31 protein-coding genes and 1 tRNA gene are annotated in these 23,382 nt (G+C 67.6%); 17 read left to right on the forward strand and 15 right to left on the reverse strand.

Annotation, left to right across the window (positions count from 1 at the left end; translation table 11 throughout):
* Positions 1-29 precede the first annotated feature (29 nt).
* Positions 30-260: an Lrp/AsnC ligand binding domain-containing protein gene (locus LIX00_RS13730; RefSeq protein ID WP_227353752.1), complete on the forward strand. Its 231-nt coding sequence runs from the start codon at positions 30-32 to the stop codon at positions 258-260.
* A complete protein-coding gene (locus LIX00_RS13735) occupies positions 257-427 on the forward strand; it encodes a hypothetical protein (protein WP_227353753.1) in 171 nt (56 codons plus the stop codon). The genes LIX00_RS13730 and LIX00_RS13735 overlap by 4 nt, the downstream gene beginning before the upstream one ends.
* Positions 428-471: 44 nt before the next feature.
* On the opposite strand, the gene LIX00_RS13740 is transcribed toward LIX00_RS13735, so the two are convergent.
* Positions 472-879 (reverse strand): DUF7975 family protein, encoded by a 408-nt coding sequence (locus LIX00_RS13740; protein WP_227353754.1) that lies wholly within the window; start codon positions 877-879, stop codon positions 472-474.
* Between the two features lie 97 nt (positions 880-976).
* On the opposite strand from LIX00_RS13740, the gene LIX00_RS13745 reads away from it, so the two are divergent.
* Entirely contained in the window at positions 977-1,594 is a 618-nt protein-coding gene (locus LIX00_RS13745) for an adenylate kinase (RefSeq protein WP_227353755.1), read from the forward strand.
* A 7-nt stretch (positions 1,595-1,601) separates the two neighbouring features.
* Here the strand turns inward: LIX00_RS13745 and LIX00_RS13750 are convergent, their stop codons facing one another.
* Positions 1,602-1,946, reverse strand: a complete 345-nt coding sequence (locus tag LIX00_RS13750; protein WP_227353756.1) for an SHOCT domain-containing protein — start codon at positions 1,944-1,946, stop codon at positions 1,602-1,604.
* A gap of 198 nt (positions 1,947-2,144) precedes the next feature.
* Positions 2,145-2,705 (reverse strand): hypothetical protein, encoded by a 561-nt coding sequence (locus LIX00_RS13755; RefSeq protein WP_227353757.1) that lies wholly within the window; start codon positions 2,703-2,705, stop codon positions 2,145-2,147.
* Positions 2,706-3,013: 308 nt separating this feature from the next.
* Here LIX00_RS13755 and LIX00_RS13760 point away from each other — a divergent pair, with 308 nt between their 5' ends.
* The 3 genes from LIX00_RS13760 to LIX00_RS13770 are packed head-to-tail and all read left to right on the forward strand — an operon-like array spanning position 3,014 to position 5,421.
* Complete coding sequence (locus tag LIX00_RS13760) at positions 3,014-3,934, forward strand: DUF106 domain-containing protein (RefSeq protein ID WP_227353758.1); 921 nt, start codon at positions 3,014-3,016, stop codon at positions 3,932-3,934.
* Positions 3,935-3,970: 36 nt separating this feature from the next.
* The gene (gene cmk, locus LIX00_RS13765; RefSeq protein WP_227353759.1) at positions 3,971-4,549 is read left to right on the forward strand and encodes a (d)CMP kinase; all 579 of its coding nucleotides are present in this window, start codon (positions 3,971-3,973) and stop codon (positions 4,547-4,549) included.
* The gene (locus LIX00_RS13770; protein ID WP_227353760.1) at positions 4,549-5,421 is read left to right on the forward strand and encodes an RNA-guided pseudouridylation complex pseudouridine synthase subunit Cbf5; all 873 of its coding nucleotides are present in this window, start codon (positions 4,549-4,551) and stop codon (positions 5,419-5,421) included. The genes cmk and LIX00_RS13770 overlap by 1 nt, the downstream gene beginning before the upstream one ends.
* Here the strand turns inward: LIX00_RS13770 and LIX00_RS13775 are convergent.
* Positions 5,418-5,786, reverse strand: a complete 369-nt coding sequence (locus LIX00_RS13775) for a VOC family protein (protein WP_227353761.1) — start codon at positions 5,784-5,786, stop codon at positions 5,418-5,420. The two genes, LIX00_RS13770 and LIX00_RS13775, sit on opposite strands and share 4 nt — an antisense overlap.
* A gap of 93 nt (positions 5,787-5,879) precedes the next feature.
* On the opposite strand from LIX00_RS13775, the gene LIX00_RS13780 reads away from it, so the two are divergent.
* The 5 genes from LIX00_RS13780 (at position 5,880) to LIX00_RS13800 (ending at position 10,169) form a co-directional block, all read left to right on the forward strand.
* Positions 5,880-6,938 (forward strand): succinylglutamate desuccinylase/aspartoacylase family protein, encoded by a 1,059-nt coding sequence (locus LIX00_RS13780; RefSeq protein WP_227353762.1) that lies wholly within the window; start codon positions 5,880-5,882, stop codon positions 6,936-6,938.
* 43 nt (positions 6,939-6,981) lie between these two features.
* Positions 6,982-7,052, forward strand: a tRNA-Pro gene (locus tag LIX00_RS13785).
* 252 nt (positions 7,053-7,304) lie between these two features.
* The gene (locus tag LIX00_RS13790) at positions 7,305-8,264 is read left to right on the forward strand and encodes a glycosyltransferase (protein WP_227353763.1); all 960 of its coding nucleotides are present in this window, start codon (positions 7,305-7,307) and stop codon (positions 8,262-8,264) included.
* 79 nt (positions 8,265-8,343) lie between these two features.
* The gene (locus LIX00_RS13795; protein WP_227353764.1) at positions 8,344-9,321 is read left to right on the forward strand and encodes a beta-ribofuranosylaminobenzene 5'-phosphate synthase family protein; all 978 of its coding nucleotides are present in this window, start codon (positions 8,344-8,346) and stop codon (positions 9,319-9,321) included.
* A gap of 11 nt (positions 9,322-9,332) precedes the next feature.
* Complete coding sequence (locus LIX00_RS13800; RefSeq protein ID WP_227353765.1) at positions 9,333-10,169, forward strand: RAD55 family ATPase; 837 nt, start codon at positions 9,333-9,335, stop codon at positions 10,167-10,169.
* A gap of 67 nt (positions 10,170-10,236) precedes the next feature.
* On the opposite strand, the gene LIX00_RS13805 is transcribed toward LIX00_RS13800, so the two are convergent.
* A complete protein-coding gene (locus LIX00_RS13805) occupies positions 10,237-10,920 on the reverse strand; it encodes a YqjF family protein (RefSeq protein ID WP_227353766.1) in 684 nt (227 codons plus the stop codon).
* A gap of 101 nt (positions 10,921-11,021) precedes the next feature.
* On the opposite strand from LIX00_RS13805, the gene LIX00_RS13810 reads away from it, so the two are divergent.
* Positions 11,022-11,852, forward strand: a complete 831-nt coding sequence (locus tag LIX00_RS13810; RefSeq protein WP_227353767.1) for a ZIP family metal transporter — start codon at positions 11,022-11,024, stop codon at positions 11,850-11,852.
* Between the two features lie 58 nt (positions 11,853-11,910).
* Positions 11,911-12,348 (forward strand): acyl-CoA thioesterase, encoded by a 438-nt coding sequence (locus LIX00_RS13815; protein ID WP_227353768.1) that lies wholly within the window; start codon positions 11,911-11,913, stop codon positions 12,346-12,348.
* Here LIX00_RS13815 and LIX00_RS13820 read toward each other — a convergent pair.
* The gene (locus LIX00_RS13820) at positions 12,345-12,854 is read right to left on the reverse strand and encodes a YkgJ family cysteine cluster protein (protein ID WP_227353769.1); all 510 of its coding nucleotides are present in this window, start codon (positions 12,852-12,854) and stop codon (positions 12,345-12,347) included. The two genes, LIX00_RS13815 and LIX00_RS13820, sit on opposite strands and share 4 nt — an antisense overlap.
* 140 nt (positions 12,855-12,994) lie before the next feature.
* On the opposite strand from LIX00_RS13820, the gene LIX00_RS13825 reads away from it, so the two are divergent.
* Together LIX00_RS13825 and LIX00_RS13830 are read left to right on the forward strand one after the other, a co-directional pair.
* Positions 12,995-13,744: an SRPBCC family protein gene (locus tag LIX00_RS13825; RefSeq protein ID WP_227353770.1), complete on the forward strand. Its 750-nt coding sequence runs from the start codon at positions 12,995-12,997 to the stop codon at positions 13,742-13,744.
* On the forward strand, positions 13,741-14,910 hold the full coding sequence (locus LIX00_RS13830; RefSeq protein ID WP_227353771.1) for a zinc-dependent alcohol dehydrogenase: 1,170 nt from the start codon (positions 13,741-13,743) through the stop codon (positions 14,908-14,910). The genes LIX00_RS13825 and LIX00_RS13830 overlap by 4 nt, the downstream gene beginning before the upstream one ends.
* A gap of 48 nt (positions 14,911-14,958) precedes the next feature.
* On the opposite strand, the gene LIX00_RS13835 is transcribed toward LIX00_RS13830, so the two are convergent.
* A complete protein-coding gene (locus LIX00_RS13835; protein WP_227353772.1) occupies positions 14,959-15,474 on the reverse strand; it encodes a hypothetical protein in 516 nt (171 codons plus the stop codon).
* A 56-nt stretch (positions 15,475-15,530) separates the two neighbouring features.
* The gene (ppc, locus tag LIX00_RS13840) at positions 15,531-18,218 is read right to left on the reverse strand and encodes a phosphoenolpyruvate carboxylase (protein ID WP_227353773.1); all 2,688 of its coding nucleotides are present in this window, start codon (positions 18,216-18,218) and stop codon (positions 15,531-15,533) included.
* 137 nt (positions 18,219-18,355) lie between these two features.
* On the opposite strand from ppc, the gene LIX00_RS26505 reads away from it, so the two are divergent.
* Positions 18,356-18,460 (forward strand): transposase, encoded by a 105-nt coding sequence (locus tag LIX00_RS26505; protein WP_227353774.1) that lies wholly within the window; start codon positions 18,356-18,358, stop codon positions 18,458-18,460.
* 50 nt (positions 18,461-18,510) lie between these two features.
* Here the strand turns inward: LIX00_RS26505 and LIX00_RS13850 are convergent, their stop codons facing one another.
* From LIX00_RS13850 to LIX00_RS13870, 5 genes are all read right to left on the reverse strand, one after another.
* Positions 18,511-18,840, reverse strand: coding sequence for a transcription factor S (locus LIX00_RS13850; RefSeq protein ID WP_227353775.1), 330 nt, complete (start codon positions 18,838-18,840; stop codon positions 18,511-18,513).
* 65 nt (positions 18,841-18,905) lie between these two features.
* Entirely contained in the window at positions 18,906-19,421 is a 516-nt protein-coding gene (locus LIX00_RS13855) for a DedA family protein (protein ID WP_227353776.1), read from the reverse strand.
* The gene (locus LIX00_RS13860; RefSeq protein WP_227353777.1) at positions 19,418-19,816 is read right to left on the reverse strand and encodes a DUF8135 domain-containing protein; all 399 of its coding nucleotides are present in this window, start codon (positions 19,814-19,816) and stop codon (positions 19,418-19,420) included. The genes LIX00_RS13855 and LIX00_RS13860 overlap by 4 nt, the downstream gene beginning before the upstream one ends.
* Complete coding sequence (locus tag LIX00_RS13865; RefSeq protein ID WP_227353778.1) at positions 19,813-20,589, reverse strand: hypothetical protein; 777 nt, start codon at positions 20,587-20,589, stop codon at positions 19,813-19,815. Before LIX00_RS13865 ends, LIX00_RS13860 begins: the two co-directional genes overlap by 4 nt.
* Before the next feature lie 98 nt (positions 20,590-20,687).
* Positions 20,688-21,377 (reverse strand): SDR family NAD(P)-dependent oxidoreductase, encoded by a 690-nt coding sequence (locus tag LIX00_RS13870; RefSeq protein ID WP_227353779.1) that lies wholly within the window; start codon positions 21,375-21,377, stop codon positions 20,688-20,690.
* Between the two features lie 84 nt (positions 21,378-21,461).
* On the opposite strand from LIX00_RS13870, the gene LIX00_RS13875 reads away from it, so the two are divergent.
* Positions 21,462-21,929, forward strand: coding sequence for a metal-dependent hydrolase (locus LIX00_RS13875; RefSeq protein WP_227353780.1), 468 nt, complete (start codon positions 21,462-21,464; stop codon positions 21,927-21,929).
* Here the strand turns inward: LIX00_RS13875 and LIX00_RS13880 are convergent.
* Positions 21,923-22,306, reverse strand: coding sequence for a DUF7344 domain-containing protein (locus LIX00_RS13880; RefSeq protein ID WP_227353781.1), 384 nt, complete (start codon positions 22,304-22,306; stop codon positions 21,923-21,925). The genes LIX00_RS13875 and LIX00_RS13880 overlap by 7 nt on opposite strands.
* A gap of 61 nt (positions 22,307-22,367) precedes the next feature.
* Positions 22,368-23,300: an alpha/beta hydrolase gene (locus tag LIX00_RS13885; protein WP_227353782.1), complete on the reverse strand. Its 933-nt coding sequence runs from the start codon at positions 23,298-23,300 to the stop codon at positions 22,368-22,370.
* Positions 23,301-23,382 lie beyond the last annotated feature (82 nt).

Genomic DNA, 23,382 nt, shown 5'->3' on the forward strand with positions numbered 1-23,382 from the left:
TTTTCACGGTTGCCGGCGTATCGCGGTCGATGATCGGCGCGTACACCACCGTCATCACCAGCGCCGGAACCGCCGAGGACGTCGCCGAGCGGATTCGAGAGCTTCCGAACGTGACGGAGGCGCACGTCGTGGCCGGGGAGTTCGACGTCATCGCCGAAATCGAAGCCGACGACGTGTACGACGTGCAGAAGACGGTTTCGTCCGGAATCGGTTCGCTGGAGGGCGTCGGCCGAGCCCGGACGTACGTCCGGTTGGATTGAGCGGCGTTCGGTTCGACGACCCGCCGGACGACCGCTCTCGGAGCGACCGCTTTCGCGCCTTCTCGGCGAGCAGGACGGAACACCCCGCGCCGTTCACGAGGGCGGACGGGGAGAGCGTCGGGAGGTCTGCTCGGGGGAAGCCGAGCGCCGAGAACTCCGTCGGGTGACGTACCACCCGGCGCTCGACGACTGCGAAAATCGCGACCTCGTCTCACACTTCGACGGCCCAGAGGGTGAACGTCTCCGGGCATTCGTACGCCTCGCGGAACGCTCGCTCGACGAACTGCGCGATGCGGTTCGCGTCCGCCTTCGCGCTGATTCGTACGTTCGTTCCCTCGGCTTCCTCGGGACTGTGCAGTTCCTCGACCTTGAACGCCGGAAACTCCCGGAGGAGCGCCTTCAACCGTTCGAGTTCCTCGTCGGTGCAGTCGGCGTTGATGGTGTTATCGCCGAACTGTATCCACGGCGGAACCTCCTCTCGCTCCGCTTCCGCCGCCGCCTCGGGATCGAATCCGGCTTGGAGCGTGCAGAACGCGCTGCCCCGGGTACGGTGTGCGGCGATGGCGTCCGCGACGAGTTTCCGGCGCTCTTTCGGCGCGTCGGCGCTGAAACGACTCATAGCCGGACGTTCGGCGGCCGCCGACAAAAAAGGCTGTTCCGAGCGACGGCGAAGCCGTTTCTTTAATTCTTTATGCGAGGCCGATGGAGGTGTGGACATGAGCCAGAACGTTCTCATTCTGGGTGCGCCGGGCGCCGGCAAAGGAACTCAGAGCGCGCGAATCGCCGAGGAGTTCGACGTCGAGCACGTCACCACCGGCGACGCGCTCCGTGCGAACAAGCACATGGAGACGGAGCACGGCACCCCCGCGAGTTTCATGGACGAGGGCGAACTCGTGCCCGACCCCGTCGTGAACGAGATCGTGCGGGCCGCGCTCTCCGAGGCCGACGGGTTCGTTCTCGACGGCTACCCGCGCAACCTCTCGCAGGCGGAGTACCTCGACGACATCACCGACCTCGACGTGGTGCTCTACCTCGACGTGGACGAGGACGAACTGGTAAATCGACTCACCGGACGGCGCCTCGACCCCGAGACCGGCGACATCTACCACGTCGAGTACAACCCGCCGGAGTCCGAGGAGGTCGAGGAGCGCCTCGTCCAGCGCGAGGACGACACCGAGGAGACGGTTCGCGAGCGACTCCGCGTCTACCGCGAGAACACGCGACCCGTCATCGACCACTACGAGGAGCGCGGCGACCTCGTGCGAATCGACGGCGAGCAGACCCCGGACGAGGTGTGGGAGGACATCCGCGAGACCATCGAGAACGAAGCGTAACTCCGACTCACTCCAGCGACGGTTCTTTTTCTCCCGACCCGACCGACTCCGTTTCGATGAGCGCGTCGAGTCGCCGCTCGAACTCGGCGTCGTCTATCTGACCGCTGGCGTACCGCTTTCGCAGGGTTTCCACGGCGTCGAGTTCCTCCGATTCGTCCGCGCGTTCGTCCGACGCGTCCCGCCGAGTCATCGCCCACGCCACGAACGCGAGGACGACGCCCGCGACGAGGGCCTCCGGTGCTAAAGCCCCGGTAATCGCGACGAGGGGGACGAGGAAGACCAGAATCGCGCCCAGCGAGACGGTTCGCCAGAAGTCGTCTTCCGGGAGCAGTCGGTTGAAGCTACCACTCATGTCATCCGATTCACGAAAAAGCGATAAAAACGTTGTCGTGGGAACGACGAGGAAAACGCGCGAACCGGACGGCGCTGGGACGCTCCCGGCGAGGAACCGAACGCCGAGGGAGCGGCGTCCTCGTCGACCGGGCGTTCACGGCGCTCGGGAGACGCGTTCTCGGTTCGCCTCCCCGTCAATGGAGACGGCGGAGTCCGATTAGCAGTCCTCCTCCTCGTCGGACTCCTTCGAGTCGTCCTCTTCGTCGGTTCCGTCGTCGTTCGTTCCGTCGTTCGTCGGGCCGAAGTCGTACGGCGTGTCCGTATCGCTCTGGACTTCCCTGACGAGTTTTCCGTCGTAGTAGACTTTGAGCGTCACCGAACCGTCCTCGCTGGTGTTGAACGTCTTGAATCCGAACCCGGCCGTTCCGGACTCGCCTTCGCTCGTCTCGTACCTGTACGTGAGGTTCTCCGTCTCTCCGTACCCGTCGTTTCGGACGAGGAACCCCGCGAGGTCGTCCTCCGTATCGACGCCGATGGAGACGACGGTGATGTGAACCTTGCAGTTTCCGGGTAGTTTGGCGTTCACGTCTCCGTCGCAGACGGACTCGGATTCGTTCACCGAGTTCGACGCGGCGACGGCGTCGTCCGTCACCGCCGAGGGAGCGTCTCGATTGGTCTGAACGCCGGAGACGCCCCCGGCGAACGCGACGGTGCTAGCTACGAGGGCTAGCGCTACCAGTACGACCGATATCGTTCCGAATCTACGCGTTGATTTCATGGTGTCTTCTCCGTGGTGGTCGAAGTCCGCGTTGGCGGTCCGAACCGCGGACGTTCCGCGGTCGAACTCGTTGCGGTATTGAACTCTTCAGAACGGATTGTATTAACTAACCATCGGCTAAAAAGACAACTCGGAAACAGTTATCGAAAACGAGATTTCGTTCGAACGTCGAACGAATGCCCCGTTCGGCGCTTCTCGACCGATTCGCACGTCCGCGCCGGCGAGCGTCCCCGAGGTCGCGCCGCCCGCCGCCATCTCGTCGTGTCGATGGCGAAGGTTGATTAACGGCGGATTCCAAACGCGTGATAATGGCACGGACAGCGCAGAAGGTGGAATCGCTCATCGCCGAAGACCCGGCGATGGCCGACGCCCTGTCGGTCGTGTACGAGCGCACCGACGCGGGGTCGAACGAGGTCGAGTGGGGCGACGTGAGCGACGAACTCACCAGCGGCCAGTGGGGTCGGCTCATAGAAAAGGGAATCCTCGTGGACGGCGACCGCGGCTTCGAACTCGCGGACGCCGACGCGGTCGAGAGCGCGCTCGACGATTCGGACGGAAGCGGCGCGTCCGCCGCGTCCGCCGCGTCCTCCGCCGATATCGACGAGATGGAGTCCACGACGTGGTCCAAGTGGGACAAACTCGCGGCGGTGGCGAGCATCGGCCTGTTCGCGGGGTACTCGCTGAAGTCGGTTCGGGCCGTCGTCGGCGGGGCGGTCGACGTGTTCATGGGTCCCGTCGAGGCGGCGCTCCCCTTCTACGTCGTCATCATGATTCTCGCCATGCTGACGGGGCTCTACTCGACGCTCCTCCAGGACAACCTGATGAACATGGAGAAGATGGGCGCGTACCAGCAGCGGATGAAGGACATCCAGCAGCGCCAGAAGGAAGCGAAGGAGAAGGGCGACGAGCAGGCGATGCAGCGCATCCGCGAGGAGCAGATGGAGGCGATGGGCGACCAGGCGGGCATGTTCAAGGAGCAGTTCCGCCCGATGGTGTGGACGATGTTCCTCACCATCCCGGTCTTCCTCTGGATGTACTGGCGAATCGGGGGCCAAACGCCGGCCGTCGTCCCCCAAAAGATCATCCTCCCGATAGCGGGCGGTCCCTTCGATTGGCAAAAAGGCATCCTCGGCCCGATGCAGGCGTGGATCATCTGGTACTTCCTCTGCTCGATGGCGTTCACGCAGCTCATCCGGAAGGCGCTGAACATCCAGACGACGCCGACGTAACAAAACCTCTTTCTTCGTCCTCGTTCGAGAGGAGATATGCTACTGACAGTCTCCGGCCCGCCGGGGAGCGGGAAGAGCACGACCGCCGAGGGACTCGCGAACGCGTTCGGATTGGAGCACGTGAGCGGCGGCGACATCTTCCGCGAACTCGCCGCGGAGCGCGACCTGACGCCGCTGGAGTTCAACAAACTCGCCGAGGAGGACGAGGGGATCGACCGCGATCTCGACAGGCGACTCCGCGAAATCGCCGTCGAACGCGACGACCTCGTGCTCGAATCCCGCCTCGCTGGCTGGCTCGCGGGTGAACACGCCGACTTTCGCATCTGGCTCGACGCCCCGCTCGACGTGCGCGCCGCCAGAATCGCCGACCGCGAGGGGAAATCCGTCGAGCAGGCCGGAACCGAAACCCGCGCTCGCGCCGGCAGCGAGGCCCAGCGCTACCGGGAGTACTACGGCATCGACATCGGCGACCTCACCATCTACGACCTCACGATAAACACCGCGCGGTGGAGCACCGATGGCATCATCGACATGCTGACGACCGCCATCGAGGACTACGACCCCGAGGCGGACGAGGGGAAACAGCCCATCACCGACGTTTCCTACGACTTCTGATGTCCCTGCGTGGCCCACCGGACGACCGCTCGCCCGCCGAACTCCTCGAATTCGGCGTCGTCAACCTCGACAAACCCCCCGGCCCGTCGGCCCATCAGGTCGCTGCGTGGGTGCGCGACCTCTGCGACGTCGAGCGGGCGGCGCACGCCGGCACGCTCGACCCCAAGGTCACGGGCTGCCTCCCCGTCCTCACGGGTACGGCGACCCGGTTCTCGCAGGTCTTCCTGGAAGGGTCGAAGGAGTACGTCTCCGTGCTCGAACTGCACGACGAACCGCCCGCGGACGTCGACGCGATAGCCGCCGAGTTCGAGGGACCGCTGTACCAGAAGCCGCCCAGAAAGAGCGCCGTCTCGCGCCGACTTCGCGTGCGCGAGATCTACGAGTTGGACGTGCTGGAGGTGCGCGACAGGCGGGCGCTCCTCCGGATTCGGTGCGAGAGCGGCACCTACGTCAGGAAGCTCTGTCACGACCTCGGACTCGCGCTCGGGACGGGCGCGCACATGGGGCACCTGCGCAGAACCGCGACCGACCCGTTCGACGACGCCGACCTCGTGACCCTCCACGACCTCTCGGACGCGCTCGGTCGGTGGCGCGAGGAGGGGAGGGACGACTGGTTGCGCGAGACCGTTCTGCCGGCCGAGCGCGCGCTGACGCACCTTCCGAGCGTGACCGTCGCGCCGAGCGCGGCGGCGGAAGTGGCGCAGGGCGCGCAGGTGTACGCGCCCGGCGTCATCGACGCGGACGACGCGGAGAACGACCAACTCGTCGCCTGCTTCACGCCGAACGGTGCGGCGGTCTGTCTCGGCAGGATGGTCGGCGACCCCGATGCGGAGACGGGCGAAGTCGTCGAGTTGGAGCGCGTGCTGGTCTAGCCCTCGAAGTCCAGCACGTCGAACTCGTGGCCCCACTCGTTGCGAATCGTCGCCACGCTTCCGACCGAAATCTCCTCCGGCCCGTGGACGACCTCGTACCCGTGGTCCGAGAAGTACTCCACCGTCTCCCGCACGCTCTCCACGAGGTAGTGGACGAGTCCTTGCGGCACGTTCATCTCGGCCGAGAGGACGATTTCCGCGACGCCCTCCTCGTGGTCGTCCATTCGAAACCCGGCTTGGTCGGGTCGTTCCCACAGTTTTTCGAGGCCGAGCACGGTCTCGTAGTGCGCTTTGGCGTCGGGAAAGTCGGCTTCCGGAACGGTGTACAGCACGCAGTCGATTCGCCGGAGCGTCGGTGGGCTCATCCGGTATCGTCGACGTTCGACCGCCATCATCGCTTCGTTTCGCCTCCTGCCGGTTCGCGCGGGTTTTTAGCGCCCGCGGAACTCTCCCCCGGTATGCAACTCGGCACCGCGGAATCGAAGCCCGGCGAACTCGTCACCGGGTGGCTGGACGTTACCGACCTCCCGACCGGCACCCCCGAGCGACTGCCGGTGCTCCTCGCCGAAGGGGACGAAGACGGCCCGACGCTCTGGATAACGGCGTCGATTCACGGCAACGAGGTGACCGCCCTCGCCGCGGCGCAGGACGTGATGAAGGAGAACCTCGAATCGCGGATTCGGGGCACCGTCGTCTGTCTCCCGAACCTCAACCCGGCGGGTCTCCGCCGGACGGACCGGGCGTCGTACTACCACGGCGACGACCCGAACCGCTACTTCCCCGACCTCGACGCCGAGGGGTCGCGCCCGCCCCGCGTGCAGGAACTCATCGACGGGCGAATCTACGACGCCTTCGCGGAGTCGGCTGACGCGCTGGTCGACCTCCACACCGCGCAGGTCGGCTCGATTCCGTTCGCCATCCGGGACCGGGTGCTCTACGGCGAGAAGCGGAGCGAGGACGAGGCCCGCGAACTCGCGGACGAACTCGAACGACTCGTCGACGCCTACGACTTCCCGGTCGTCAACGAGTACGCCGCCGACGAGTACGTCGAAGAGAACCTCCAGCGTTCGACCGCGGGCGCGGCGCTGAACAACGCGGGAATTCCCGCCTTCACGGTCGAACTCGGCGGCTTCGAGGTGGTGGAGGAGGACACCCGAGCGAAGGGGGTGACGGGGCTGTTGAACGTCATGCGCGAACTCGACATGCTCCCGGGCGACCCCGAACCGACCGGACTCGAAGCGCCCGTGGAGTTCCCGGTCAAGCGCGCGGTCCACCCGCACACCGACGCGCCGGGAATCGTTCGCCACCGCGTCGAGGCGGGGGACGCCTTCGAGGCGGGCGACGCCATCGCGGACATCGTGACGCCCCACGGCGAGCGCAAGGCGACGGTCGAGAGCGAACACGACGGCTACGTCGTCGGACGGTATCACGGCGTCGCGGCGTACGAGAACGACCCCCTCGCCAGTCTGGCGGTCCGGGACGACGGCGACCTCGTCGTCCCGCGCGAACGGGAGTGAAACGAAGGGCTTAACTCGGGGACTCGCCTCTCTCGAAACGCGCGGGACCGTGGGGTAGTGGTATCCTCTGCGGATGGGGTCCGTAGGACCCGAGTTCGACTCTCGGCGGTCCCATTCTTCGATCGGAGTACGAACGGTGAGCGCCGCGCTGCGGCGCTCCTCCGACCGAGCGACGGAAACGAGTACTGCCAAGGGTCGGTCGTCCTCCCGAGAGGGCTGTTCAGCGCGAACCCACGCGTTAGCCGCGGAATTCCTCGGCGGTGTCGCACTCACCACCTCGCCGGCTACATTCGATCGCTCCGCTCAGTTTGTGGATGAACCAACAAAATCCAAATATACTTGCCACGGGAGAGTAGACACTTCCCCATGAGCCGGACCGTCGCCATCGCGCACTATCCGGAGGGCGCGGGTCACGCGACTCGGATGCTCGCAGTGGCACAGGCACTGGAAGGGCCGGAAATCGATATCGTCATCGCGGGGGGTGGGCCGGGGTCGCAGTTCATCGAGTACAACGGATACGAGGTGTACCGTCCGGCGACGGTCGACTACATCGGCGACTATCAGGGCGGGTCGCTGTTCGACGTGGTGACGCGAAGCGTTCCCAACAGCGCGAAGCGGGTCTTCGATCTCGCCCGCTGGCTTCGCCGGAAAGACCCCGACGCCCTCGTCACGGACGACATGTTCGCGGCGATGGCGGCGCAGTGCACCGGCACGCCGCTGTACGTGCTCACGCACAACGCCGCCACCTACTACGACGCCGCCGTCGAGCAGGGGTTCACGTGGCTCCTCAACCGCTACCAGCTCTCCGTCGCCCGGGCGTTCCTCTTCCCGGCCGTCTGGCCCCCGGACCGAGGCGACCCGCCGGGCGTCGTCCACATCCCCCCCGTCGCGCTCGAACCGAACGGCGAAACCGCGCCGGACGACGTGGGCGTCCTCGTCGTCCCGAGCACCTACTCGACGAACTTCGCTGAACTCGCGCGGGCGCTTCGGAACGAAGGGCACGCCGTCACGCTCGTCGGTGGCGACGACTGGGAGTGCGCCTCGTCGCTCCTCCCGTGGATTCGGGCCGCCGACGCGGTGGTCTGTTCGGGCTACTCGACCGTGATGGAGGCCGCGGTGGCCGGAACGCCCTGCATCGTCTACCCCTTCACGGACGAACAGCACGGCGTTTCGCGCGTCATCGAGCGTCGCGGCCTTCGCGGCTTTCAGGTCGAACACTCGATTCCGCACGTCGCGCGCGCGGTGCGCCACCCGCCGAACCCTCCGAGCTACGAGAACGGTGCGAAGCGGGCGGCGGAGGTCGTGATGGACACGTTGCAGGGGTAACGTACCGTCCTCGCGCGACACACCGCGGTAATTTGCCACTGCCGAAACCCCCTTTCTTCCCCTCCACTGACGTGTAGGCATGGCACGGGTGACGGTCGGAGCGCGCCTCCACTTCGGCTTCCAGAACCTCTCGCTCGCCCGCGAGCGACTGTACGGCGGTCTGGGGGTCGCGCTGGAGTCGCCGACCGTCTCGGTCGAGGCCCGCTCCGCCGACGAGGTTCGGTGCGACGACCCGCGCGCCGACCGGTACGCCCGCCGGGCGACCGACCTCCTCGGGATCGCCGGGGCGGACGTTCGCGTCCGCGACGCGCTCCCCGGACACGTCGGACTCGGAAGCGGGACGCAACTCGCGCTGGCGGTGCTGGCCGCGGTCGCGCGCGCGCACGACCGCCCCGCGAACGTTCGGGAGAACGCGCCCGCGCTCGACAGGGGCGGACGGAGCGGCGTCGGCGTCTCGACGTTCGAAGGCGGCGGGTTCGTCGTGGACGCGGGCCACCCCACGGAGCGGTTCACGACCGCTCGCCCCGCCCGCGGCGAGTGGCTCGTTCCGCCCGTGGTGGCCCGTCACGACGTCCCGGACGACTGGCGGTTCGTCGTCGTCCTCCCCGACGCGGAGTCGGGGCGGAGCGGCGACGACGAGGACGCGAGCATGCGTTCCGTGGTCGAGCGCGCCGACCCCGCCATCGCGGACGAGGTTTCGGCGACGCTCCTCCGGCGGGCGCTCCCGGCCGTCGCGGGCGACGACCCCGAGACGTTCGGGAGCGCGGTCGCGGAGATCGGCCGCCTCAACGGCGCGTGGTACGCCGACGAGCAGGGCGGCGTCTACCGGCCGCCGGTCGGCGAACTGGTGACGGCGATGGAGGCGTCCCCGTCCGTCTTCGGCGCGGGCCAGTCCTCGTGGGGTCCCGCGGTGTACGGCGTGACGACCCGAGGGCGAGCGGACGCGGCGGTCGAAGCGGCGGAGGCGGCCCTCGACGCGGCGGGCGTCGGCGGCGACGTGCGGGTCGCACGGCCCCGTAACCGCGGCGCGAGCGTAAACTGTAAGACGCGTGACTGAGAGAGGGTCGCATGAACCGAGTCCCGTTCGGCGTCTCGCAGTTCGACTCGCTCATCGGCGGCGGGTCGCCCCCCGGAAGCGTCGTCCTACTGGCGGGCGACGCAGGGGCGGGGGCGCGCGAGTTCGCGTACACCAGCGCCACGATGAACGCCCTCGGACACGTCGACCCCGACCTGTTCGAACTCCACTACGGGTCGGTCGACTCCAGCGCGTCGCTCCCGGACGAGATTCACTACGTCTCTTTCACCGCCGGCGAACCGGAGATCCGCGAGGAGATAACCCACACCATCGATGAGGAACTGGTGGACGCCGGCGTGCGGTCGATAGCGTTCGAAGACCTCTCGTCCGAGTACTTCGGACTGAGTCCGATTCCGCGCGATTGGTACGTCGAAAAGCGTCGCACCATCGCCGACCTCGGACGGAGCCACGGCCGTCGGGGCGTCCTCGAAGCCCTCGGCGAGTACCTCACCGACAACGCGACCGACGGCCTCGTCGTCGTCGACTCGCTCACCGACCTCATCTCGCTGCCCGACGAGCAGGTGGACTGGGACGAGGTGACCATGCTCGTCAAGGGGATGAAGAAGGCCTCGCGGGCGTGGGGCGGCCTCATCCTCGTGCTGGTCGACCGCGAGTGCCTCACGGACACGCAGGTGGGGGGCCTGATGGGTGCGACCGACGGCACCATCCGCTTCGAGTGGGAGCAGGGGGGCAACGAACGCTCCCGCACCATGTTCGTCCGGGAGTTCCGGGGCGTCCTCTCGCGCATCGAAGCGGAGGACATCATCCAGTTCGAGACCGAGATTCGGGACGACGGGTTGGACATCAGCAACGTCCGCAAGATTCGATAGCTCGAAACCGCACGTCGTTCTTCTCGGCGGTCGTCGACGGTCGTCGGCGCGTTATTCGTCGCCCGGTCTACCCGTCCAATCGCGTCGGCGCGTGAACGCGAAACTCCATCCGCGGACAGTACCGAACCCGCGGTTCCGCGTCCGGGGCCGACAGTCCGACCGCCTCGAACAGCGACGACGCCAACACCTCTCCGTCCGCTTCGTAGAGGTACCACGGGTCGTGCGCGACCCGAGCCGTGAGCATCCCGGCCTGCGGAACGAACAGGCGGTACCGCTCCGAGAGGAAGTGCGAGAGCGACCCCGACTTCGGCGTCGTCGCCGACCCGGTCGGTCGGTAGGTCGCCTCGAACTCGGCGGGTGGCCCGCCGGAGTCGACGCGCCGACTGCGAACGCGGCGGGGGTCTCCCGAGTCGACGGCGACGTTCGCGCGGTAGTACGGGAGTCGGTAGAGCGTCCGCGCGAGGCGGGTCGCCAGTCGACTGGTGGTGTCGAGACTGAGGAAGTAGACGCCCGGCGTGCGGCCGAGTCGAACGTAGGTTCGGAAGTTGACCTGCGGAAAGGTCGCTCCGAACCGCGCCGGCACCCCCGGCGGTCGGGCGTCCTCGACGGTCGACGCGAGGGCGCTGACCCACGCCCGCCCGTCGTGGGTGTCGAGCGCCAGCGAATCGGGGACGGCGGTTCGGAGGTCGCGGCTGTCGACTCGCCAGTGGGCGAACAGACAGTCCCGCCACGTGAACTGGAGCGCGCGCATCGGACCACGACCGCGTTACTCGTGACCAGTTCGCCGCCGGAAAACAGCCTTCCGGCCGAGAAGCGACGGGCTTATTAACATAAGATTTTGAGTTAATAACCATGCCACGGTTTTCTCGACTGGGACTCGCCGGATTCGCCGCGCTCGTCGTCCTCTCGGGCCTGGCGATGTCCGCGGGCCTCGACAAGGTTCTCACCGTCGGGTGGGTGGCGTTCGGCGCGATGGCGGGGGCCGCCGCGCTCGGCGCGCGAGGGGGTGAGGCCGCGCACGCGAAAAAGCTCGTCTGGGCGTTCGGCCTCGCCAGCGGCGCGATGATAACCAGCGCCGCCGTCTTCATCGTTCCCGACGCCATCGGACACCACCCGAAGTTCGGCGGGTTCGGCATCGCGCTCGGCGTTCTCACCGGATTCGGCGCGCACACCGTCGGCCACCGGGCGACCCACCTCGACGTTCCGTTCGACCACGCCGCCGTCGAACTGACCGCCCACTCGTTCGCGGCGGGGGCCATCATCGGCCTCGTTTACGGGAACTTGCCCGACCTTGGACTGCTACTCGGCCTCGCCATCGTCTCGCACAAGGGACCCGCGGGCTACGTCGCGGCCCACCGACTCGAACGCGCGGGGAAACCGGCTTCCGTCCTCCTCCTGCCCGCCGCGGGCGTGGGCATCGCCGCCACGCTCTCGGCGCTCCTCCAACTCCCCTCCAACGACGCCGTGAACGGCCTCGTCTTCGGATTCGCCGCGGGCGTCTTCCTCCACGTGGCGATGGACTTCCTCCCCCGGTGCGAACTCGGCGGCGAGGTGTACGAGGTGGCGCAGTTGAGCGACGACGCCCACCAGCTCCTCGACGAACTTCGCGTCCACGCGGTCGCCAGCACCGCCCTCGGCGCGCTGGTCGTCTTCGTCGGGTGGGCGACCGTCGCCGGTTCGTGACGCTCCCCCGTCGCCGTTCGGCACAAGGACTATCCGCGCACTGACGGTAGCCATCCGCATGTCGACGCTGATGGACACCTACATCGAGAACCGGGAGCGCGTTCAACCGAACCACGCGAACAACTACGAGACCGCCCACGGCGGCATCGTGATGAAGTGGATGGACGAAATCGGCGCGATGTCGGCGATGCGCTTCGCGGGCGAAACCTGCGTCACCGCCAGCGTCGACCAGATGGACTTCCACCGCCCGATTCCGGTCGGCGACACGACGGTCATCCGGTCGTACGTCTACGACGCCGGGAAGACGAGCGTGAAGGTGCGGCTCCGAGCGTTCCGCGAGGAGCCTCGAACCGGGGAGCGAGAACAGACCACCGAATCGTACTTCGTCTTCGTCGCGGTGGGCGACGACGGGAAGCCGACGCGGGTGCCCGAACTGAGCGTCGAAACCGAGCGCGGGCGGGAACTCCGCGAGGACGCCCTCGCCGGCGAGGATTAGAGTTCGCGCTCCGAGTCCGGGTTCGACAGTTCCCAGAGGTACTCGGGCAGGAAGGCGTCCAAGTTATCGATGACCTTGCGCTCGCTGACGTTCATCCCCTCGCAGTGTTCCCACGCCGAGTCGCGAACGTCGACGCGAATCTCGCCGCCCTCGCGGCGGACGGAGAGCGGGTAGACCGAACAGCGCGCCGGTTTCCAGTCGTGTTCGGCGTGGAGTTCGCAGAGGCCGTCCTCGCGCAGGAAGTGACAGGCCCGCCCGTCCTCGGCGGCGTGCTCGTGGTCCTTCTCCTCGCGCCGGACGAAATCCTCGCCGCGGAACCGCGTCGTCGCATCGTCGAGATTCGCTCGGTCGCCGAGTTCGAAGAACTCCCGGTCGTACAGCAGGACGCCGTGGTGACAGCACCACGTGCAGCTATCGACGCACTCGAACGTGAGGTCGGGGTCGAACTCCACGACCGCCTCGCGGTTCGGATGCACCTCGACGCGAACCGGCGTGTCGGTACTCACGGTCGCTCCTCGGTCGCGCGCGCGGAAAGATTACTCGATTCTTCGTCCGGCTTTCGAACCGTCGCGCACCGCGGGGCGACCGCGGCGGTCACAAAGTACAATAACGACCCTAGCAAGTTCCCGATGGGGGAAGTTATCACATGTCAATGAGAACCACGTCTTCACCGGCCTCCGAGACCTCGAAGACCGGCGCGAACCGAGGGGCGCGGATGGCCTCCGCGGCCCTCGGCGGGACGCTCCTGACGCTCGGCCTCAAGCGACGCTCGCTCGGCGGGACGGCGCTGGCGCTCGTCGGCGGCTGGCTGTTCTACCGAGGCGTCGGCGGGCGCGGCCGTCCGCTCCGAGCGCTCGGAACGAGCGCCACCGACCGCGACCGACCCGAAGTCGGAGCGCCCGCCGACGCGACGGAGGTGGAGCGCTCCATCACCGTCGGCCGACCCGCGGACGAACTGTTCGACCTCTGGCGCGACCCGGAGCGGTTGGCGCGCGTCATGGGACACTTCGCGGAGGTCTCCTCGTCGGGCGAGGACGCGCAACACTGGACGCTGCGCGGTTCGCTCGGGCGGAACGTGGCGTGGGACTCTCGGATCGTCGAGGAGCGTCCCGGCGAGTTCCTGCGCTGGGAATCGGTCGAGGGCGCGGCGATACCTAACGAAGGGTCGGTGCGCTTTCGCTCGGCCCCGGACGACCGCGGGACGGAGGTGACGCTCAGATTCCGCTTCGACCCGCCGGGCGGCGCGCTCGGCGACGCGGCGATGAAGCGCCTGGGCGTCGTCCCCGACACGATTACGAGGAAGGCGCTCCGCCGCTTCAAGAGCCTCGCCGAGACCGGGGAGATTCCGACGCTCGAACGCAACCCGTCCGCCCGCGGGAGCGGTGATAGGGTATGAGGGCGCTCTGCTGGGAGGGGGTCAACGACCTCCGCGTGGAGGACGTGCCCGACCCCGAGATAGTCAACCCGCGCGACGTCGTCCTGCGGGTGACGATGTCCACGACCTGCGGCTCCGACCTCCACTTCATCGACGGCTACCTCCCGACGATGCGCGAGGGGGACGTCATCGGCCACGAGTTCATGGGCGAGGTCGCGGAGGTCGGACGCAAGGTGGAGACGGTGGAGGAGGGCGACCGCGTGGTCGTCCCGTCGTTCGTCGGGTGCGGTAACTGCGGGTTCTGTCGGGACGACCTCTGGTCGCTCTGCGACAACACGAACCCGAACGCGGAGCTTCAGGAGCCGGTGCTCGGATATCCGACCGCCGGAATCTACGGCTACACGCACGCCTTCGGCGGCTACGCGGGGGCGCACGCCGAGTACGTTCGCGTCCCCCACGCCGACGAGAACTGCTTTACCGTCCCCGACGAACTGAGCGACGAGCAGGCGCTGTTCGCCTCCGACGCGTGGCCGACCGGCTACATGGGAGCCGACTTCTGCGACATCCAACCCGGGGACACCGTCGCCGTCTGGGGCTGCGGCGGGGTGGGGCTCATGGCCCAACAGAGCGCCTCCCTCGTGGGTGCCGAGCGCGTCATCGGCATCGACCGCTTCCCCGAGCGGTTGCGGATGGCGAGGGAGGAGGCCGGTTCCGAGACGATCGACTACACCGAGGTCGACGGCGTCGTCGACGAACTCAAGGCGCTGACCGGCGGTCGCGGTCCCGACGCCTGCATCGATGCGGTGGGGATGGAGGCCCACGGAACCGGCATCGCCCACGCCTACGACCGCGCGAAGCAGTCGCTGCGCCTGCACACCGACCGGGGCGAGGCGCTGCGCCAAGCGATCGTCGCCTGCCGGAAGGGCGGCACGCTGTCGATACTGGGCGTCTACGGCGTGATGGACAAGTTCCCGCTCGGCGTCATCATGAACAAGGGCATCACCGTGCGCACCGCCCAACAGCACGGACAGCGGTACGTCCCGCAACTGCTGGAGCACGCCGCGGAAGGCGAGATGGACCCGTCGTACCTGGCGACGCACCGGTTCTCGCTCGAGGACGCGCCGCGCGGCTACGACCTGTTCAAGCACAAGGAGGACGACTGCGTCAGGGCGGTGTTCACGCCCTGACGAAGGCGACCCGCCGTTTCGAAGTCCCCGTCCGGCGTCCGACGTGGTTCACCCGACGCCGCTTTCGTTCCCGGGCCCGGTTCGAATCCGGATGCCGGGAATCTGATTCGCCTCCACGCCGACCAACTCGCTCGGACACCGGACGACGTTCCCGATGACGAACGTCGTCCCGAGTTCGACCGGCGTCTCGCGGCGCTCGACGTACAGTTCGCGGCGGACGAGCTTCTGGGCGCGAACCGTCGGGTTCGTGCCGAAGAAGCCCGCGGTGTCCTCGTTTCGCCACTCGACGATGATGCCTTGGTACACGTCCACGTTCTCCGGCGGCCACGGGTCGCCGAACCCGCACCGACCCACGGGCGGTACGTTCGGGTCGCGCGCGTCCGACCGCTCGGTGACGAGCACGATTCGGTTCAGGTACGCGTCCGACAGTTTGGGCGTGTCCCGGAACACCATTCGTCGGTTCGTCCGGTTCAGTCGCTGTGCGGTTCCGCTCCCGGCGATGCCGGCGAGTCCGACCGAACTTCCCGCCAGTCGGAGAAATCGACGTCTGTCGAGTCCTGTCATCGTTTCCCCCCGAATCACGGACGACGCGAACGTCCGTAATCTTTGTTGCGGAGGACTCAGCCGGTGTTCTTCATTCCGGCGGCGACCCCGGTCACCGTCAGTCGGAGGGCGCGTCGTTCGGTCTCGGTGAGGTGCGTCTGCCGGAGCAGGTGCACCTGGAGGAGGTTGAGGGGGTCGACGTACGGATTGCGGCGCGAGAGGCTCTCGCGGAGCCACTCGCGGTCGAGGAGGTCGCTTCGTCCCGTGATGTCGGTGACGAGTTCGACGCACCGGTCGTACTCCGCCCGCAGTCGGGGGAAGAACTCCTCGCGCAGGTCGGCGGACGCCAGCGTCGAGTACTCCGCCGCGATTTCGAGGTCGGTTCGGGCGAGCGACGTCGCCGCGTTGTCCAGCGTCGTCCGGAAGAAGGACCACTCGTCGTACATCTCTCGCAGGGTATCGATATCACCGCCGTCCTCCAGGTACGCGTCGAGTCCCGCGGCGAGGGCGTACCACCCCGGCAGGATGCAGCGCGACTGCGTCCACGAGAACACCCACGGGATGGCGCGGAGGTCCTCGACGCTCCGCTCGCCCGACCGCGACGCGGGCCGGGAGCCGAGGTTGAGGTCTTCGATGACCCGAATCGGCGTCGTCTCCTCGAAGTACCCGACGAACCCCTCGGTTTCGAGTAAGTCGCGGTACTCGTCGCGGGCGGCGTCCGCGGCGGCGTCCATCGCCGCGGTCCATTCGTCGGGGACGGTTTCGTTACCCGCCCGGAGCGCGTTGTACCGAGCGCGAATCTGGGCGTCCAACATCTGCTCGACGTTGCGCTCCGCGATGGCGGGGTTGGCGTACTTCTCGGCGATCGCCTCGCCCTGCTCGGTGAACTTCACCTGCCCCGAGACGGATTCGCGGGGGAGCGCGAGGAGGGCTTCGTTCATCGGGCCGCCGCCCCGCGATATCGACCCGCCCCGCCCGTGGAACAGTCTGAGGGTCACGTCGTAATCGTCCGCGATGTCGGCGAGGCGCTTCTGATTGCGGTAGAGGCTCCAGTTCGCGGCGAGAAAGCCGTTCTCCTTGTTCGAATCGGAGTAGCCGAGCATTATCTCCTGCGTTCCCCCGCGAGCGTCGAGGGCGGCGGCGTAGGCGTCGTTCTCGAACAGCGTCCCGACGATGCGCCGAGCGCCGGAGAGGGCGTACTCGGTTTCGAGCAGCGGAACCACGTCCAGTCCGCAGTACCCCGGCAACTCCGCGATGCCGGCCTGGTCGGCGAGGAACAGCACTTCGAGGACGTGACTCGGCTCCTCCGTCATGCTGATGCAGTAGGTGTCGATGGCCTCCCGTCCGTACTCCCGCTGCCAGTCCGCGGTCTCCGAAAAGAGCGTCAGCACCCGTCCCGCGGCGTCCGAGAGGCCGGACGGGTCGAGGTCGATGAGCCGTTCGTCCTGCAGAATCGCCTCGGTGAGCAGTTCGACGCGCTCGTCCTCGTCCATCGACTCGTAGTCGATGCCCTCGCGCTCCAGCGCCTCGGCGATGGCTCGGGTGTGGTTCTCCTGATGGTCGCGCAAATCGAGCGCCGCGAGCGTGAACCCGAACGTCTCGACGCGCCGCCGGAGCGGTTCGACCTCCGTCTCGACCACGCTCTCCGCGCCGTTCGCTCTGAGGCTGTCCACGATGACGTCCACGTCGGCCAGCAGTTCGTCGGCGTCCTCGTAGCCGCCGGGCCGCACGCTCCCGACGCGGTCGATTCGCTCGCGCATCAGGGCGAGTTTCTGGCGGTAGGGCTCGTCGGGGTAGCGGTCGGTCGCCCGCTCGGCGATGGTCGGAAATCGCTCCCGGTCGGAGTCGAGGCTCGATTCGAACCGGTCGCTCGTCTCGACCCGGTCGCCGTCCTGACTGAGGACGCCCGAGAGTCGCTTCAGTTCGTCGCGGTAGCGCGCCAGCACGCTCTCGCGCTGGTGCTCGAGCGTCTCCGCCGTGACCTCGGGCGTGACGAACGGGTTGCCGTCGCGGTCGCTCCCGGCCCACGACCGGAACGCGAACAGTTCCGGAACGTCGGTGTCGAACTCCTGGCCGACGGTCCGTTCGAGTTCGTCGTACACTTCGCCGACGATGTCGAAGAGGACGTTCTCCAGGTACCAGAGGACGTTCCGCGCCTCGTCCGCCACCTCGGGGCGTCGTTTTCTCACCTGTCGCGTCTCCCAGAGGTTCGTTATCTCGCTCTCCAGTCGTCGCTCGATTCGCTCGCGTTCGCGGTCGGTGAGGCGGTGTTCGTCCAGTTCTTCGAGCAGGAACGCGACCGAGCGGAGCTTCGCCTTTACCGTCTTTCGGCGGGCCTCGGTCGGGTGCGCGGTGAACGTCGGGACGACGTTCACATCCTCCAGCACGCGCTCGACGGTCTCGGAGTCGGCGTCCTCCTCCGCGAGCGTCTCGGCGGTGGTGCGGAGGCTGTCCTCCAGCGTTCCGGCCTGCGTCCCCTCGCGGATGGCCCGCACGCGCTGGCGCTCCTCGGCGAGGTTGATGAGTTCGAAGTAGGTGGCGAACGCGCGGGCGACGTGGCCCGTGCGTTCCGGCGAGAGGTGGGCGATTTCGTTCCGGAGCGCGTCTCTGGAGGCGGCGTCACCGCGCCGGTAATCGATGGCCCCCGTCCGCAAGGTTTCGACCGTATCGAACGCCTCGGCCGATGCTTGCCGGGAGAGCACGTCGCCCAACAGGGCGGCGAGTTCGCGTACGTCCTGTCGCACGTCTCTGGCATGCAATCGCATACCGGGTAGTAGTCGTCACTGTACGTAAAACGTCGGTCCGAGGGGAAAACTGCGACGTTCCGGTAATTCCACAACGGAGACCGTTCGGCGCGCGGAGGGAGTAGCGTTAACTGGACGGAACCGAATGGTCGAATCGGATGTCGAACCTCCTTCTGTGTCCCGAGTGCGGGTGGACAGGGACGACAAACGACGCCGACGGAAGCCACGTCTGTCCGGCCTGCGATTCCGACATCGAGGGCTGAGACGCCGACTCCGATTCGCTTTCTATCGACGACGCTTCGACGGTTCGATTTCAGTTGTACTCGCGCCAGCGGTAGCCGCACTCCTTGCACTTGAAGAATCGCGTCGGCGGTTCGTCGGCGGAGGCGGTCTGCTTGATGGTGTACCACGCTTCGTCGTGGCCGCACTTGTCGCAGGTCACGTCCTTCGCGGTGGGCTTGCCCTCGAAGTCCGCGCCCTCCTCGGTTTCGATGACCTCCGAGTCCCCCTGCTCCTCCGTGGAGACGAACCGCTTCGCGCGCTCCTCGTCCTTCGCGGTCGTCGCCCCGCAGTCGTCGTTCGCACAGACCATCTTCGATCCCATGGACTTCATCATGGAACCGCAGTCGTCGCAAAATTGCATACCTCGAGTAGCGCCCAGAGCCTCAAAAGCGCCACGAGTTTTCGACGGCGCGGCCCGCCGAGTGCTCACGGTAACGCGTGGAGCAGGTCTTCCTGACCCATGTACACCAGCCCCGCGACCGCCGCGTTGAACAGGAGCGCCCCGACCGTCGTGTAGGCGACGAACTTGCGGAGGCGCATCTCGGAGAATCCCGCGGGAATCGAGATGACCGAGCGCAGGACGGGGAGGAAGCGACCCCAGAGCACGGAGTGTTCGCCCCACCGTCTGAACCACCGACGCGCGCGGTCGGTTTCGCGCTCCGAGACGCGGACGTAGCGCCCGTAGCGGTCGAGCGCCTCGTGGCCCTCGTGGCCGACGTAGTACGGGACGAGCGCGCCGACCGTCGTTCCCGCCGTCGCCGCGAGCACGAACAGCGCGAATCCGGCCGGCCCGCGCACGAGCAGCGCCGCCGCCGAGGGGAGGACGAGTTCGCTCGGCAGGAACGGGAACAGCATCGAGGACTCCAGAAACGCGAACAGGAACACCGCGACGAAGCCGTACTGCGCGACCAACGAGAGGACCGTCTCGGTGAGACCGCTCATCCGTCGAGCGGGTCGACCTCGTCCACGACCATCGGGCAGTCGGCCACGCGGAACCGTTCGGCGTCGACCACCGCCACGATGTCGGTTCCGTCGTGCGTGCAGCGGAGCGCCGGCGGGTCGCCCACGTGCGGGCAGCCGTGGCAGGTGCTCTTCGGGATGGTTCGCACGTCGCGGTCGTCCTCGCTCCCCGCGCGGGGGGCGGCCACGACCAGTTCGCCGCCGTCCTCGGCCAGCAGGTCGTCCCACAGGGCGTCGACGTCGATATCGCCGACGCGCTCCTCGGTGAAGGCGTCGTCGAACGTCTCCGTGTCGCGACCTCGGCGCGCCTCGACTTCCGCGGCGAGGTCGGCCAGCGGTTCGTCTCGTCCGTGTGCTCCGTCTCCTCTCTCGGTCATTCGTCGACTACCTCGTCTAAGGCGTCGTCCGCGACCGGGTCGAGCGTTTCGCCTTCCAATGCAGGCGGGTCCCCGACGACGAGGGTGTGCGAGCCGAAGAAGTCGCGCTTCGGTTCGACGTCGCTGAACGTCGCGCCGCAGTGCGGACACGACGGCTCCGCGAGGAGCGCGACGGTGACGCTCGTCCCGCACTCGCCGCACTCGGCGCTCCTCACCCCGTGGCGGTTGGCGGCGCGGGCGAGCGACGCGGTCGCCGCCCGCTTCGCGTCCCGCGCGGCGAGGGTGCGCGTCTGGTCGCGGACGGACACCAGCGCCCGCGCGAGCACGTCGAGTCCGTCTTCCAGTTCGTCCGTCGTCTCGGTGAGGTACTCGAGCACCGATTCGTAGTTCTCGAACCCTGCGCTCGTCCGCTCGCGGTTCTCCGCCACGCGCTCGGCGAGCGCGTCGATCTCCCTCGCGGCGCGCTCGACCGCCTCCAACTCCGCCCGCAAATCGGGGTGGTCGTGGTCGGCCGGCGCTTTCTCGTCCGTCTCCAGTTTTATCTGAACGACGCGCTCTCGCACGTCGGTCAGCTTCTCCGCGAACTCGTCGCGCACGTCGGCGAGTTCCTCGTCGAGCGCGTCGTCCTCGTCGATGGCGCGGTGGGCGGCGAGCAGTTCGGAGAGCAGTCGCTGGCGGGACAGACCGAGTTCGTCGGCTCTCTCGTCCAGCCACCGGTTCACCGCCTGCGGGAGTTCCGGTGCGTGCGTTCGCTCCGTATCTTCGCTCGCCATCCGAATGTACGCCCACTTCTCACAGGGCTGACTTAACATTTCGGCTCCAAACGGACGCGGTGCTCGTCGCGGACGACCGGCCGACGCGGAGGCGAACCTCACTCCTTCGTCGCCTCTCGCCACCGTTTCAACCCGACGACGTCCCCGTCTATCCCCGTCGCCTCCGTCGCGGCCCAGACGAACAGTCCGGCCACGTCCTCCGGGTCGCGTCCCTCCCCGCCCGTCATCTCCGTGGCGACCGTGCCGGGGTCGACGCCCGCGACCGTCCGGTCGAGTTCCGCCGAAAAGCCGCGCACCAGCGCCTCGGCTCCGGCCTTCGACACCGCGTAGGAACCGTAACCCGCCTTCGCCTGATGGCCGACCCCGCCGGTCGTCACCAGCACTCGCCCGTCCTCCGCGAGGTGCGGGACGGCCTCACGAACCGTGGCGTACACCCCGCGACAGTTGGTTCTGAACGTGTCGTCGAAGGCGGCGTACGACTCGGCCGCGAGCGGCGTCCGGCCGGGCGCGCCGTGGTAGACGCCCGCGTTCGCCACCACCGCGTCGATGCCGTCGTCGGACCGGGCGGCGGTCTCCATCAGTCGCTCCACGTCGAACTCGTCGCGCACGTCGGTCCGCAGTCCCGTCGCGTCCCCGCCCGCCGACTCGATGTCCGCGACGGTCGCTTCGACCGCGTCCGCGTCGCGCCCGCAGAGGACCACGCTCGCGCCTTCGTCCGCGAACGCGCGTGCGACCTGCTCCCCGATTCCTCGCGTGCCGCCCGTGACGACGACCGTCGATTCGTCCATGCCGGGAGCAAGGGGCGGGTGCGTAAAACCGGTTTCCGTACCGACCGCCGCCGCGGTTAACCGCGTGCGACCCGAGGTAGAACCGTGTATCGTCCGGGCCACTACGGGGTCGCGCTCGCGCTCTACTCGCCGATCAGCTTCCTGCTGGTCGCGGGGGGACTCGCCGACCGCGCGCTCGTCGGCGGAATCGCCCTCCTCGCGATGACGATGCTCCCCGACCTCGACTCGAAGACGGAACGAGTGCGCCACCGAGGGCCGACGCACTCGCTCGCCTTCGCGGCGGCCGTCGGCCTCGTCGCCGGGGTCGTCGGCGGACTCCTCGCGGGGCCGTGGTTCGCCGGATTCGGGGCGTCGATGGGGTTGCTCGCCGTCGTCGCCCACCTCGTCGCGGACGTGCTCACTCCGATGGGAATCAGGCCGTTCTGGCCCGTCTCGGACAGACACTACACGCTCGACCTGACGCTCTCGAGCGATTCGGCGGCGAACTATCTCCTGTTCGTCGGCGGTTCGGTACTCTGCGGGGGTGCGTGGTTCCTCGGGGGACTCTACTGAGCCTTCGCGTCGCTCGGGTCGGCCGCGCCGTTCCCTCGCGCTCGCTCGTCGTCTTCGGCCGCGTACCGGAGGTAGCGCTCGAACTGGCGCGGAACGGTGTTCAACTCGACGATCCCCGTCTCCCGGTCGTAGTCCACCAGTCGCGCCTGTTCGAGTTTCGGAAGGTGCGTGTGGTCCAGCGAGACGGCGATTCGACCCTGCCGATCCGCGTCCACCCCCATCTCGGTCGCCACCGCCCCGGCGAGGTCGTCGACGTCGACCGGTTCCGACCGCTCGCGGAGGACGTACAGCGCCTTTCGCCGACGAGGGGAGACGAGTACGTCGAAGATCTCGTCGAGCGAGAGCACGTCACTTCGCTCGTCAGACGTTCTACTCATGCTCTGGTAATATAATATAAATTGGCGGCGAATAAAGCTAGCTATATTAATTCTCATACTTCTAGGAGAAATATACTTGTTCGCGCAGATGTCGGTCGAGAAACGCCGTCTCGTACCCCACCGCGTCCGCTAACGCGCCGTCGTACACCTCGAAGTGACCGATCGGCAGTTCGACGTACGTCGCGTCGGCGCGCTCCGCGGCCTTCTCGACGGACGCCGCGGGGAGGATGTCGTCGTCCCGCCCCGCCAGAAAGAGCATCGGACAGGTCACCTCCTCGACGACCGATAGCGGGCGGTAGAACGGGATGTCGAGGAAGGCGCGCGCCGGAACCTCGTTCTCCCACGTCGGCGGGTCCGGGACGATGCGCTCCATCCCGGCTTTCGCGCCCGGCGCGTTCATCACGGCGAACTCGTCCGGGTCGCCGACGACCGGCACGGTGTAGGGACTTCGAAATGTGTACTTCCGGACGAGGTCGCGCACCCCCGCTATCGTCCCCTTCAACACCTTTTTGACGCCCGCTTCGCGGGTTACCGCCCGCCCGTCCACGAAGGGAATCTGCGCGACGACGGCGGCGATGCGGTGGTCGTTCGCCGCCGCCTCGATGACGTGTCCGCCGCTGTACGACGTGCCCCAGAGCGCTATCTTCCGGCGGTCGACGGCGTCGAGTCCCCGGACGTGGTCGATGGCGGCTTCCCAGTCCGCGACGTGCCGCGAGGGTTTCACGAGATTCCGCGGCTCGCCGTCGCTGTCGCCGAAGTTCCGGTAATCGAACAGGAAGACTGCGAACCCGCGGGCGACGAACCGCTCGGCGACGGCCGGCAGGCCGAAGGTTCGCTCCCCGGCGAACCCGTGCGCCATCAGGACGACCGGCGGATTCGCGACGCCCTCCGGCGAGTACAGCCACCCGGCACACCGCGTCCCGTCGCTCTCGAAATCCGCGTCGTTTTTCGCGTAGCGCAGGCGTGACAGTTCGCGTGCCCCAGTGTTCGTCATCGGGTTTCACAACGGCGACGAACGACATAAAGCTCGGTTCGCCGACTCGACGGTTCGCCGATTCCCGCTCGCCGGTTTCCGA

It is taken from the genome of Haladaptatus salinisoli, from assembly GCF_020614375.1.
GTDB lineage: Archaea > Halobacteriota > Halobacteria > Halobacteriales > Haladaptataceae > Haladaptatus > Haladaptatus salinisoli.